Here is a 13,139-nt window from a genome sequence, read left to right as displayed (position 1 = left end):
TAAGACAATTCTGCAATTACCTGATGTCGTCTGACATGATAGCATATGCGGAACACTGATTTATCCAGCAGATTGCAAAGGAAGCGGATCCGAAGAAGATGAATTGGATTATCTATCGGTTGAGGAGATAAAACTTGTATTGGGGCAACCGGATATTAAGAAGAAATCCGGTATACGTGATAAATTTTATCTGGTATTACACTATGACAGCGGATGTAGAAACCAGGAAATTCTGGATTTGAAAATAAAGACTTTGTCATTACAGGCGCTGGTTCTGAATTACATAGTCGGAAAGGGCGAAAGTACAGAGTGACACCGATTTCCAAAGATGTAATAAAACTGTTTCAAGGATATTGCAATATATATCGTCCTGATAGAAAGATGGATGATTGGATTTTCTTAACCAGAAAAAGTGGGAAGTTGATCTGCAAACAATATAAGTACATCAAGGATGCCGCAAGTGAAGGATTTTTCAAAGAACGTAAGTCGGCCCCGATTTTCAATTAATGAAAGTCGAGGCCAACATTTTTGGGGTGAACGCTATTTCAGCCACCGCTTACGCAGTTACCTAGGCATAACGCTCCTAATCCAATGTTTTGGACAACGAGCGAAAAACTCACTAGAACTTTTGTTAATATAAGGAAATGATAGTTGTTCGCGGATACGAAAAGAGGAGCTCAATCAGGTGCATTCGTGTATAAAATAGTATTGTAGTATTCGCTAAAAGCCAATAGAATTAAATAATATATGTAAGTAGCTAATAGCCTTCCAGGCGGAGTGTTTGTAAGAAGGGGGATATCTATGTTTTTTGGATTGGAATTTAAAACTAAGAAAACAGTAAAAGAACTTCGAAAGAATCAGAGCCTTACAGCATCGGAATTGGCTGACAAACTAAAGCTAGATACTGTAGACATATTGAAAATCGATAATCAAAGATTGAGAGATATATCTGAACCGCTTCGAAGTATGCTTACGCCTATTTTGAGGGGAGATTACATGAACAATATGACATGGCTTTAAAACCAATAGAATGATTGCATATATGAAACTGTGTAATTGGTGAAAGTGGTTAGATAAAATGAGCAATTACATTTCTGTGTGGTAAAATGACCTAATATGTGAGAAAATAATAATCGCGAGTATTAACAGTTGGAGGATTAAATTATGATATTGAATTTCCCAAAAATTTTTAAAGGTAAAGAACTAGATGTTGAATTCTCTGAAAATGATATTGTCGAGGCAAGCCCATTAGATGAGAATTCGGAAGGTCAGAATGATCAAGAGTTACCATTAGTAACTGAAGGTCGGGTCACCATTCACTTTTCAAATGTTTCGTCTGATGCCGGGGGTCTTATGATGGGCTTCTTTATTGGTAATGGCTATAGACAGAAGGCAAAGTTCAACAAAGTGCCTTTAGTATTACTTGATTCTGACAGGAAGATACTGGCGCGGCAAACCTTTGGTGGAGAGACAATCGGGACAGTAGCTGGTGGTACTATGAAGGCTTGTGTTGTTCGCTTTCTTCCGGAAAATGTATATTCACCAGATATTCCTGAAGACTGTCAAGTGCGTTTTGATCTGCAAGCTAACCGCCCACAGAGTATTGAAATAAAGTACCAAAACCTTCCCGATAATATTTCACTAAACCAAAAACAAGAATTGGAACGGATTCTAAAAACACTTCCGCCGATAAAGCGTGGAGAAGCAGATTTTTCTCCCTTATGTGCAAAACTGACAACAGAAAATAATCTTTTAGCTACAGTTATAATCCGGAACACTACCGATAAGCCAATAGTCTTGGAGCAAATACCTTTAGCTTTTATTGATGTTAATCAGGTAGAGTTAGCTCGCGGGATATTCGATGTTAAGAACATAACCATTGAACCGTTTAAGGCACTATTATGGACATTTAATTTTGACTCCGTTAAACAAGGCAGCAATATCGATTTATCAAGTTGGAATATTAAGGTGTTAGAATCTTAAGCTTAGAATTGAGAGTAGAAGGCTTCGCTTAACGTGAGGCCATTTACTCCAGTCAGGGAATAGTCGTAGAACTGCTACTTTTACTTTACATTATACTTTTCATCTGCTAGTATCTACCATATATAAGGGCAAAGGGGTAATTAAGATGTTTAAGTTTAAGTGGTTAAGGCTTCTCGGTATATTGATAATCTGTTTTATGGTAACTGGATGTTCAACTAATAATTCAAACCAACAGGATAACGAACCCAATCAAGGAACACAAGTTGAAGAAAAGAAACCTGATACTAAGTTAGAGAGTGATAAAGATCTAGCTAAACAGCTAGAGGCAGAAAAGGGAATTGAAAGTGTCATGGTTCAAGTGGTAGAAGGAGAGCAACGTGCTGTAAACGTTGATATTGTGGTCAATAATGAGCAAGAGTTGACAGCTGATCAAGTTATAGAGAAATACAGTACGGTGATTAAAGAAAAATATCCTGACAGAACTATTGATATAATTATTGTAAAAGAAGGGAAACTGATTAAGCAGACAACCCTGAAATAGTAGAAATACAAGGGAAGGTGTATTAATAGCTTCCCTTGTATATTCGAATTCTCACAAATAGTTACAAAGGAACCTATTATTCCAATTGACATTGAAAAATGTGTAAACTAAAATATGCACATAGGTAAAAGAAAGGAAGTTTACATATGAAAAAAATATTAGGAATTTCCATATTATCAACCATGTTACTTTTAGGGCAACCAATGATGGTTTTTGCTGATACCACAATCTCGAAGGTGATTAATTTTGAAGATATTGAGGGTGCAATAGCTGAGCACAATATTGATATTCAAATTAATGAGAACTCTGGCCTAAAAGATAAAGTTGATCTTTCTGATTTAAAGAGAACGATAAAAGACTTAGAAGATGATCTGGATAATGTAAATGGCCAAAGGGATCAGGCGAGTGACCCCACTCAGATCTCAGCAATCTTGTCTGTAAAACGTGCATTACTCGATGCTCTAAAAGAAGCGGAGAGAGGTTTAGTTGACCGTCCGACTTTAGAGGCTATAATTGATCTTAAAAATAAAATGAGTAATGACTCGATAGTGCTATCTGCACAAGGAATATTTATCAACTATGACAAGCTAAATTCGGCAATTTCGTCGATCACTACTAACATAGGAAACTTGGAGAAGAAATTATCAGCACTTGAATTGCAAGAGAGCCTGGGGATGATTTCTCATAATAGCGTGAATGATCTTAGAACTACAATAGTTGATTTGCAAACCCAACTTGAAAGTATAAAGTTTCAACAACTTGCCTTGGAACGTCAGTTTAGCAATTTGTTGAATGATCAAGAGAATACCTTTAGCATTGGAAGCGTCAATACTGCTGATGAAGAGTTTAATGCAGACGAAGATGCTGATCTGAAAAAGGCCCTTGAGAATAGCTATGCTATAAAATTACAGGAACTTCAGATTATAACTCAGCAAGCAGCAGTTGAAAGAGCAAAAAAGGATATTGGTTCATCGAAGGCGTATAAAAAAGCAAATTACGATTTAACAAATTCAAACTTAAAGCTTACTCAGCTAAAAGATAAGGTTAGACTAAGCTATCAGACTATGACTGATAACATAGCAGAATTACAGAGCGATCTTCAGTTGGCTGAACAAATGCTAGAAGATAAAAAAGTTGATCTTTCTGAAGCGCAATTAAAGAAAGGACTAGGGATAATCTCACAGTTGGAGATGGATGACGCAAAAAAAGACTATCTTGCTCAAGAAAATACAGTCAAAACGAAGCAAATCGATTTGTTTAATGCAAAATGCAATTATGACTGGTTTTTAAAAGGAATGGCCCTTTCAAATTAAAAAAATGAGCAGATATCCACAATCTGACCCCGAATCTGTGGATTTATCTTGACTTTCGTTATTTTTAGTGCTAATTTAATTTTGTAAGTCAGTTAGACCCATTTGAACCAAATGACTTGCGCAATTAGGATCTCCGGACGCGGAGATCCTTTATTGTGTCAGAAAATATGTGAAATCCTTTGGACTTCCTATAGTTCAATATCTATGATATAATATGTAGTTGGTGCTATAAAGCGTCTATTCCCACGTTGGCGGAACTCACACGCTATCACGGATATTCTGTTACGGCGTAAAAGATAGATAGAGATAATTTATTTATAGGTTGATTCGCAGTTATAGATAAGGACGCAATTGGAAAACTTAGAGATATAAAGAAATAAAGGAGAATGAAAGTATTGGCGACATTTACAGACTTAAATTTAAGCGAATTAGTTATGAGATCGATTATCAACATGGGGTTTGAAGAAACGACACCCATTCAAGAACAGACGATTCCTTCAGCGATGGAAGGAAAGGATCTGATCGGACAGGCTCAAACCGGTACCGGTAAAACAGCAGCCTATGGAATTCCTTTGGTGGAGAGAATTATGGGGCAATCCGAGAATATTCAAGGGATTGTTCTGGCACCTACTCGTGAGTTAGCAGTTCAAGTTGCCGAGGAATTAAACAAGATCGGACAGTTTAAACGCATTCATGCCTTGCCTATATACGGGGGACAAGGTATCGACTGGCAAATTCGCGCTCTTAAGAAGAGACCTCACATTATTGTTGCTACACCGGGACGTTTGATGGATCATATGAGAAGAAAGACCATTCGCCTGCATGACATCAAGATCGTTGTCCTGGATGAAGCAGACGAGATGTTAAATATGGGCTTCTTAGAGGATATTGAAACTATTCTCAAGGAAGTACCGGAGGAACGTCAAACCTTACTTTTCTCAGCAACAATGCCGCGCCAGATTCAAAATATTGCTCAACGCTTTATGAAGGAACCTCAGCTGATCAGCATTAAGGCTACTGGTGTTACAGTATCAGATATTGAGCAGCACTATGTAGAAGTTACTGAACGCTTAAAGTTCGATGTCTTATCCCGTATCTTGGACATTCAATCCCCGGATTTGTCCATTGTCTTTGCCAGAACCAAGCGCCGGGTTGATGAGCTATCTGAAGCCTTAAGCAAACGTGGCTATTCGGCAGAAGGAATTCATGGTGACTTAACTCAAAGTAAGCGTGACAGCGTCTTAAGACAATTTAAAGATGGCACCATCGAAGTATTGGTTGCCACGGATGTGGCAGCTCGAGGTCTAGATATTAGCGGAGTGACCCATGTCTTCAACTTTGATATTCCTCAGGATCCGGAAAGCTATGTCCATCGGGTTGGCCGAACCGGTCGGGCTGGAAAATCAGGCTTGGCCATCACCTTAGTCACTCCACGTGAGATAGGGATGCTGCGTTTGATCGAATCCGTGATTAAGCGGAGAATCGTCCGCAAACCCATTCCTACGATCATTGAAGCAGTACAAGGTCAACAGCGTTTAACCATGAACGAGATCCTGCGGGTTATTGCAGAAGAAGATATCGAAAAATACAAATCCGTTGCTGAAGAATTGCTCGCCGAAAATGATTCCATCACACTTTTATCAGCGGCTCTCAAGATTATCACTAAAGAACCGGATAATGTTGAAGTAAAGCTGACTGAAGCAGCTCCTGCCCGAAGAAGGGGTATGGGAAGCGGCGGCAGAGGTATGGGAAATATGGGCAACGCCAGACCACCTCATGGCAGCTATCCACGAGATAACTATGGCCAAAAGGTGGATACCTGGTCAAGAAGAAAAAGCAACGACTTCCGCGGTACTGCAGGGCCTCAAAGAGGCAGAGACCCTAAGAGAAACGGATAGTAATAGAATTAACATTGGAAAGGGTTGTGCAAGCCTTTTCCTTTGATTGATAGGGCACCCACTTCTTTAGGTGGGTGTTCTAATTTAGTTCAGTGTGGGTAATTATTTCACGGAAGTCACGATGTTCAGTTTTAGCAGAATGAGTCAACTTGGGTTTTAGATATTAGAACTTGTCTTGTTAGAGCGGACAGGCAATGGTATAATTTTGAAGAGAGGCGGTGAAGTAATGGAGAATGAGATCAAAGAGATGTTTGGACTTATCCTCAATAAGTTGGGGAACATAGAGGTAAGGTTAGATAGAATAGAGTCAAGACTTGATAGCCTAGAGTCACGAGTGGATCATCTGGAATCTAGACAAGACGAGATTTATTTAGTCGTAAAAGCCATAGAACACAACCAGCAAGTCCATCGAGCTGAGATAGATAATCTTAGGCATTCGGTAGCTAATGTGGAAGGTACAATCAATGCCATCGGTGAGGTAATTACAAAACGAAAGGCGATATAAATGAAACATCTAAATAGGCAAATAAGCATGTAACGATGCTCTCTTTAGTAGATATAACTAGAGGGGGCATTTTTGTGCATTGGAAGAAGTTTTGCCTAGGCGAAGGTAAATTCGCTTAAGCGTCGAATCTATACGCATAAAGCTTTAACAAAAAGGCAACCTGGAGAGGAGATAATATTAAACCATGCCAGTTTTATTTGTTAAGAAAACATTTAAAGAAAAATTTGAGAAAAAATTACTGAAAAAAGCAGCCGGTCAGATTCTTTTAAACTTAATGCTCATCCTATTGCTGGTGCTGAGCAATTCAGCGTCGGTTTTGGCGTCTGATAGTGGAGTTCTCACGGAAGTCCGTACACTTCTAAAAAATCAGTATGTCGATCAGGTGTCAGAGGATGTCTTAAATGCTCCAACAGTGGATGAGATGCTGGAAAGGCTGGGAGACCCTCATACAAGGTATTTTACTGAAGAGGAGTTTCAAGAGTTCGTCGGCAGTATTAACCTAAGTTTCTCGGGAATTGGGATTCACATTGAGATGATCCCTGAAGGTGTTCAGATTCTAGGGGTTATTCCAGGCTCGCCTGCTGAAGAGGTGGGGTTAAAGTCGGGAGATGTGATTATTCGCGCTGCTGGGGAATCTTTAGCCGGGCTTAGCTCAGAAGAGGCTGTAAGCATACTCAGAGGACCGGATGGGAGTTCAGTACAGCTTAGGGTCAAGCGTGAGACAGAGACCCGAGATTTGAAGGTTACGCGCCGAGAGATTTCTGAGCCCACAGTGACCGGCGAAGTCCTGGATGGACATATTGGCTACCTGGATTTGAATTCCTTTGGCAGCGATACACCTAAAGAATTTGAGGTGGCGGCCAAAGAGTTAAAAGCTGAAAATGTCGATAGCTGGATTGTTGACTTGCGGGATAACGGTGGGGGATATCTGAGTTCGGCAATGGAGTTGGCGGGTTACTTTATCGGATCGGATGTTGCAGTTAAGGTTAAAGATCGGAACGGAGTACTTCATCCCATTGAGGCTGAAGATCCGGGCTGGAGAATTAAGGAACGGATTGTTTTTCTGGTCAATGAAAACAGTGCCAGTGCCTCAGAGATTTTGAGTGCAGCGGTGAAGGATCATGAGAAGGCGACTATTGTTGGAACTACCAGCTATGGCAAAGGTACGGTTCAAAGCATGTTTCCGATCCGAAGTGGTGGTGTCTTGAAGATGACCGTTGATCATTTCTATTCCCCTCTGGGTCACGAAATTGATCAAGTCGGGGTTAGCCCCAATGTAGTAATTGAACATTCAGATCCTCTCAAGGCTGCAGAGCTTATGCTAACAGACTCCAATGAAGCGCTTAAAATGGCCAGGACTGATGACTACTGGGAAGCCTGGGGAGAATTATCGGGAGTTGCGGCCAACACTCCACAAGAAACCCAATCGTCTATGAATTTTATCCACTATTTTTCTAACTATCGTCAAGTTGCGAAATTAACGGATATTCCCTTAGATAAAAAATTCACCGTAAATTTTTCCGGAGATATTGATTGGCAGACTGTAAATAGCTCAAGCATTGAGCTGATCAATAGCAGCACAGGGGAGAGAACGCCTACAACACTTGAACATATAGGAACTTCAGGTTTGCAAGTGATCCCTCAGGCTGAGTTGATCCCGGATACCACCTATTGGCTGGTTATTCATCCTGACATTCTTGGAGTTTCAGGCCAAACCCTGCAAGAGGGGGGCTTGGCCATTGCCAAGACAGTTCAGAGGGGTGCTGACATCAGTGGAACCTCCAGGATCCAGTCCATTCAAGTCAACAAGCGAGTAACAGAAATGAACAAGCTAAGCCCGACTGATCCGGACTATGGTACAGCAATTAAAGATTTACCGTAACTCATATGAAACCGAGTGGGAGTGGGTCTATGATTTATGAAGTATGTGCTCTTGTGGCGACCATCATTTTAGGGGTAATCGGAATTGAAGTAATGCTTTGGGTACGTTCCTTGCGCAAGCTGACGGATGAAGCAAAGCAGACAGTGCGGGATATTAATGCCCATTTGCCCTATCTGCTGGCGGATATTCAGTCAGTCACCGCCGTGGTAAAACAAACCAGTGAACAAGTTGGCGGAACAATCAATGAAGTAGCAGTCGGACTAGACTCTATGAGAAAGAACCCATTGAATTTTATTGTTACTTTTTTAGAGCGGTTTAAGCAATTGACAGCCCTATGGCAGGACATTCGCAGACGAAGCCGGGAATCATCAGATAGCTGAAGGCTGTCAAGACATTAAAGACATTAAAGACAAAACTATGAAGACTAATAATGAATTTTTGTTTAAATAAAGCATATGCAGAATACTAAAAAATGTTAAGCCCAGGTCTAATGAATCCAATAGTAATACTATTGGATTTTATCTTATTTATCTGGGAAATAACCTCTGCTCTTAAAGGATTATTTCCTGGATAGCTTGATTTTCAAAGCTAATCAAGGTATAACTAATTAAGTGACCGAACAGTCGGTTCTGAAAAGATTGAGAATTTATGGGCAAAGTGGAGGAGATAGGCGTTGAAGAAAATTAGGAACATGGGAAAGGTTCGGATCTTACTCGTAGCGCTGATGACGTTTGGAGTGTTGACCGGGTGCAGCGGAAATAAACCCGTTGCCGTTGTCGAAGAAAAGTACATACCGGTAGAGGTGGAAATGGCCGGCCACAAGACGCTTATCAATACTGCGATATTGAGTGGGAAAATATCATCTGAGACAGATGTATCAGTAGTTCCCAAGATGGCAGGTAAGGTTGAGTCTGTGAATGTCAAAGTAGGGGATACAGTTCAGGCAGGAGATGTCTTGTTTACTCTGGAAACCACAGATCTGAATACAGCTTATCAATTAGCTGAGGCCAGCTACCAAAATAGCAAAGAACAGTGGGTAAGTGCAAAGTCCTCTTTGGCAAGAACTCAAGCCATAGCCGCAGAAAAAATAGCCGACGCGAAAAAGACCCTGGCCAATACTAAAGCTCTTTATGATGCAGGTGCAGCTTCAAAATCTCAACTGGATCAGGCAGAGTTAGGTCTTCAAGAATTAGAATCCTCTTATGCAGGCCAGATTGAACAATTAACGGTTCAGGCCTCAGACAGCAGCCTTAATCTAGTGGAAGTTCAGCTTACCCAAGCCCGAGAATCCTTAGACAATGCAGTTGTCACTGCCCCTGTCGCCGGAGTTGTCTCTCAGGTTAATGTTCAAATAGGAAATATGGCCAGCAGTGCTCAAGCGGGAGTCAACCTGACCAATGCCAGCAGTGTCTATACCACAGTTAGTGTCACAGAGAACTTAGTCAATCGTTTAAAAATGAATGACGAAGTCAAGGTTACGGTTCCATCAGTGTCGGAGGAAAGCTTTGTTGGAAGAATTGAGAATGTCAGCCCAGCCGCCGACCCCAAAACCCAGCTCTATCCCATTAAAATACTAATTGAGAATCTGGATGGTTTAATTAAGCCCGGGATGTTTGCCAAAGTAGAACTGACCACCGATGAAAAGCCGGACGTTATGGCCATCAAAAGTGAGGCAGTTGTTCTGAAAAACGAAAAGACCATTGTCTATGTGGTTGTCGATGATAAAGCCACTGCCAAAGAAATTACCACTGGCCTGGATACGGGGGTGGACATTGAGATCCTTAAAGGGTTGGATCAGGGTGATAAGGTAATTGTTAAAGGGCAGACCTTAGTTGACGAAGGCCATAAGGTGAAAATTGTGGGAGGGGAAGAGTCTTGAAGCTAGCAGAGGTTTCAGTTAAACGCCCTGTCTCCATCATCATGGTGATGCTCATTATCATTCTCTTGGGCGGTATCTCCTTGACACGCCTCCCCATTGATCTTTTGCCGAACATAGAAATCCCTGTTTCCATCGTTGTGACGAATTATTCCGGGGTCGGGCCTCAAGAGATCGAAAAACTCATAACCAATCCCTTAGAAGGGGCGGTTTCTACCGTTGAAAATATTGATACGGTTACTTCCACAACCTCTGAGGGTAGTTCAATCGTAATAGCCCAGTTTAAAAACGGAACCGATATGGACTTTGCCACCCTGCAAATGCGGGAGAAGGTTGATCAGATTAAGAGTCGGTTACCGGATGATGCAGGGGCACCAATGGTTATGAAGCTGGATTTGGATGCCATGCCTGTGGTGGTTTTAACCATCAGCGGACATGACGCAGACTTAGCTAAACTGCAGTCCATTGCCGAGGATAAACTCAAGCCTCAGCTGGAACGGGTCTCCGGAGCCGCCTCGGTATCTGTCGTCGGTGGCTTTGAAGATCAGGTTGAAATCAAAACCCATCTGGAAAAAATGAATGGCTATGGCTTAACCATCGGTTCATTGTCCCAATTGATTGGTGCGGAAAATCTAAATTCTCCAGGAGGTCAGGTAGATAAGGGAACCCAAAAACTAACCATTCGGACTACCGGAGAGTTTAAATCCTTAGACGAAATCAAAAATGTCTTGATTCCACTTCCCAGTGGCGGACAGATCAAATTAAAAGATATTGCTGATGTAGGGATTGTGCATAAAGATGTTAATGCCATTACTAAGGCAAATTCCGAAAAAAGTGTCAGCATCTCTGTGCAAAAACAATCCGGAACCAATACCGTTAAAGTAGCCGATGAGGTCAATGCCACTGTTCAAGCATTTGCTAAAGAATACCCGGATCTTAAGGTCGATGTTGTTATGGATCAATCTATTGACATTAAGCAATCCGTTAAAACCGTTAAAAACGAAGCAATCTTGGGTGGTGTCTTAGCAATTGTCGTGGTGTTTCTGTTCTTTCATAATATCCGAACAACCTTCATCACTGCTACAGCGATTCCAATTGCTATGATGGCCACCTTTGCAGTTCTCTATTTTGCCGGGATCACTATCAATATGATGACTCTTGGCGGACTGACCCTGGCAATGGGTCGGTTGGTGGATGACAATATCGTCGCTTTAGAAAACATCCATCGCCATCGCCAGGAAGGATATTCTAAATATGAAGCTGCTGTCAAAGGGGTATCAGAAGTAGGCATGGCTGTCTTCGCCTCCACCTTGACAACCGTTGCTGTATTTCTCCCCATCGTCTTCGTGGAGGGCGTGGTATCCACAATCTTCCGAGAGTTAGCCATGACCTTCGCCATATCGTTGATGGCTTCCCTGCTGGTTTCCCTGACTCTAGTTCCCACCCTTTCTGCTAAGCTTATGAAATCTGGGGAGATTCCCGAGGGACGTAAGGGAATTAAAGGGCTGATTGATGGAATGAGCCGTGGCTTTGATGCAGCCTTTGCCCGGATTGAAGGGGTCTATAAGAAATTTTTACACTATGCCTTACACCATCGAAAGACGGTAATGGTGACAGCCACTTTGATCTTTGTGCTGTCAGCTGCCTCTGCTCTCAGCTTAGGTGCAGAATTCATGCCTGAGTCAGATGTTGGTCAATTGACAGTTAACCTAACCTTGCCGGATGGCGCTAAACTTGAAGACACTGAAGATACCATGAACAAGATCGAGGAAAAGCTGGCAGGCATATCTGAAATTGAAACAGTCTTTACCCAAATAGGAACTAACGGTGGTTTTTCCCTGGGAGGGGATACTGCCAATACTGGCTCCCTTAGTGTTCAGCTGGTGGATCTGGACAAAAGGTCCAGGAGTGTCGGGGAGGTCAGTGACGAGATACGTTCTCTAACCAAGGACATTCCTGGTGCTGAGATCAAAGTAACGGTAACGGATAATATGCAAATGGGTGGTTCAACAACTCCCATTGACATTGCGATTAAAGGAGAAGAGCTGGAGGATCTAAAGAAGATTGGTACGGACGTACAAGGGATTATTTCCTCGGTTGATGGAACCCGGGAAGTCAAAACAAGCATGACGGACGGAGTTCCGGAAGTCGTTGTTAAAGTTAACCGTCCCAACGCCGCCCAATTCGGCTTATCGGCAGCTCAGATTTCCCAAGCGGTAAAAGGGACTATTTCCGGAACCACTGCAACCACCTATCGTTATGAAGGAACTGAGATTGATGTGGTGCTGACAGGGGACGAGACCTTTAAGACAAGTCTGGAAAACTTAGGCCAAACGCCAATTCCCACCCTCTCAGGAACAACGGTTCCCCTTAATCAGGTGGCGGATGTTGAGATCGGACGGGGACCGGTTAAGATCGAGAGAACAGGACAGACTCGCGTTGTCCATATTACCAGTCAAATTGTTGATCGGGATTTAAGGAGTATAACCACCGATATCGAAACAAAGCTAAAAGATTATCAGATGCCGGATGGCTATACTTATGAAGTCTTAGGTGAGAATAAAGAGCTTATGGAATCCTTCGCTGATTTGGGCATGGCCTTAGTTCTGGCAATTCTGCTGGTTTACATGATTTTGGCGGCTCAGTTCGAATCCTTACTCCACCCCTTTACGATTATTCTATCCTTACCCATGGGATTCTCCGGCGGAATGCTGGGATTATTCATTACCCGAACAACCTTAAGTGTTCCCTCGTTTATTGGTTTGATTCTCTTGGTAGGTATCGCCGTTAGTAATGCTATTGTCTTGGTAGACTATATTATTAAACGTCGAGAGCGGGGGGAAGAACGGGAAGAGGCCATCGAAAACGCCGGGCCGATTCGGTTAAGGCCGATTATGATGACGACTCTGGCAACTATCCTGGGACTTATCCCAATGGCCCTGGGTATTGGTGAAGGTTCAGAAACCATGGCTCCCATGGGTATCGTGGTAATCTTCGGACTGACCCTTTCCACCCTATCAACTCTACTTCTTGTGCCCGTTATCTATACAATTTTTGAAGATATTCGGGATTCCAGAAAGAACAAGAAGGAAAAGAAAAAGCAAAAATCCACGCCTCAGCTAACACAATCTGTGTAAAGGA

The 13,139-nt window shown here is 42.1% G+C and carries 11 protein-coding genes; all 11 read left to right on the top strand.

The annotated features are described in order from the left end of the window. Positions 1-103 precede the first annotated feature (103 nt). The 11 genes from DESMER_RS23685 to DESMER_RS20670 all read left to right on the top strand — a co-directional run bounded on the left by DESMER_RS23685 (position 104) and on the right by DESMER_RS20670 (position 13,135). Positions 104-313, top strand: coding sequence for a site-specific integrase (locus DESMER_RS23685; protein ID WP_148275311.1), 210 nt, complete (start codon positions 104-106; stop codon positions 311-313). A 488-nt stretch (positions 314-801) separates the two neighbouring features. Further along, positions 802-1,020 (top strand): hypothetical protein, encoded by a 219-nt coding sequence (locus DESMER_RS20715; protein ID WP_014905025.1) that lies wholly within the window; start codon positions 802-804, stop codon positions 1,018-1,020. Between the two features lie 144 nt (positions 1,021-1,164). Next, complete coding sequence (locus DESMER_RS20710; RefSeq protein WP_014905024.1) at positions 1,165-1,983, top strand: SLAP domain-containing protein; 819 nt, start codon at positions 1,165-1,167, stop codon at positions 1,981-1,983. A 145-nt stretch (positions 1,984-2,128) separates the two neighbouring features. After that, positions 2,129-2,524 (top strand): hypothetical protein, encoded by a 396-nt coding sequence (locus tag DESMER_RS20705; RefSeq protein ID WP_014905023.1) that lies wholly within the window; start codon positions 2,129-2,131, stop codon positions 2,522-2,524. Between the two features lie 146 nt (positions 2,525-2,670). Next, the gene (locus DESMER_RS20700; RefSeq protein ID WP_014905022.1) at positions 2,671-3,837 is read left to right on the top strand and encodes a TolC family protein; all 1,167 of its coding nucleotides are present in this window, start codon (positions 2,671-2,673) and stop codon (positions 3,835-3,837) included. Between the two features lie 395 nt (positions 3,838-4,232). Further along, positions 4,233-5,735, top strand: a complete 1,503-nt coding sequence (gene cshA, locus DESMER_RS20695) for a degradosome RNA helicase CshA (RefSeq protein ID WP_014905021.1) — start codon at positions 4,233-4,235, stop codon at positions 5,733-5,735. Positions 5,736-5,961: 226 nt separating this feature from the next. Continuing rightward, positions 5,962-6,240 carry a hypothetical protein gene (locus DESMER_RS20690; RefSeq protein WP_014905020.1) on the top strand — a complete coding sequence of 93 codons (279 nt, stop codon included), beginning with the start codon at positions 5,962-5,964 and terminating at the stop codon, positions 6,238-6,240. A 184-nt stretch (positions 6,241-6,424) separates the two neighbouring features. Next, positions 6,425-8,122: a S41 family peptidase gene (locus DESMER_RS20685; RefSeq protein WP_014905019.1), complete on the top strand. Its 1,698-nt coding sequence runs from the start codon at positions 6,425-6,427 to the stop codon at positions 8,120-8,122. A 29-nt stretch (positions 8,123-8,151) separates the two neighbouring features. Continuing rightward, entirely contained in the window at positions 8,152-8,502 is a 351-nt protein-coding gene (locus tag DESMER_RS20680) for a hypothetical protein (RefSeq protein ID WP_014905018.1), read from the top strand. Positions 8,503-8,795: 293 nt separating this feature from the next. Beyond that, positions 8,796-10,001, top strand: coding sequence for an efflux RND transporter periplasmic adaptor subunit (locus tag DESMER_RS20675; RefSeq protein WP_014905017.1), 1,206 nt, complete (start codon positions 8,796-8,798; stop codon positions 9,999-10,001). Further along, complete coding sequence (locus DESMER_RS20670; RefSeq protein ID WP_014905016.1) at positions 9,998-13,135, top strand: efflux RND transporter permease subunit; 3,138 nt, start codon at positions 9,998-10,000, stop codon at positions 13,133-13,135. Before DESMER_RS20675 ends, DESMER_RS20670 begins: the two co-directional genes overlap by 4 nt. Positions 13,136-13,139: the final 4 nt, after the last annotated feature.

Origin of the sequence: Desulfosporosinus meridiei DSM 13257, assembly GCF_000231385.2 — a bacterium.
Taxonomy (GTDB): domain Bacteria; phylum Bacillota; class Desulfitobacteriia; order Desulfitobacteriales; family Desulfitobacteriaceae; genus Desulfosporosinus; species Desulfosporosinus meridiei.
This window is presented reverse-complemented; position numbering and strand designations above follow the sequence as displayed.

What these genes read in the sequence shown, in the direction of transcription:
- DESMER_RS20715 (WP_014905025.1), top strand. Translation starts at nt 802, where the DNA reads ATGTTTTTTGGATTGGAATTTAAAACTAAGAAAACAGTAAAAGAACTT.
- DESMER_RS20710 (WP_014905024.1), top strand. Translation starts at nt 1,165, where the DNA reads ATGATATTGAATTTCCCAAAAATTTTTAAAGGTAAAGAACTAGATGTT.
- DESMER_RS20705 (WP_014905023.1), top strand. Translation starts at nt 2,129, where the DNA reads ATGTTTAAGTTTAAGTGGTTAAGGCTTCTCGGTATATTGATAATCTGT.
- DESMER_RS20700 (WP_014905022.1), top strand. Translation starts at nt 2,671, where the DNA reads ATGAAAAAAATATTAGGAATTTCCATATTATCAACCATGTTACTTTTA.
- DESMER_RS20690 (WP_014905020.1), top strand. Translation starts at nt 5,962, where the DNA reads ATGGAGAATGAGATCAAAGAGATGTTTGGACTTATCCTCAATAAGTTG.
- DESMER_RS20685 (WP_014905019.1), top strand. Translation starts at nt 6,425, where the DNA reads ATGCCAGTTTTATTTGTTAAGAAAACATTTAAAGAAAAATTTGAGAAA.
- DESMER_RS20680 (WP_014905018.1), top strand. Translation starts at nt 8,152, where the DNA reads ATGATTTATGAAGTATGTGCTCTTGTGGCGACCATCATTTTAGGGGTA.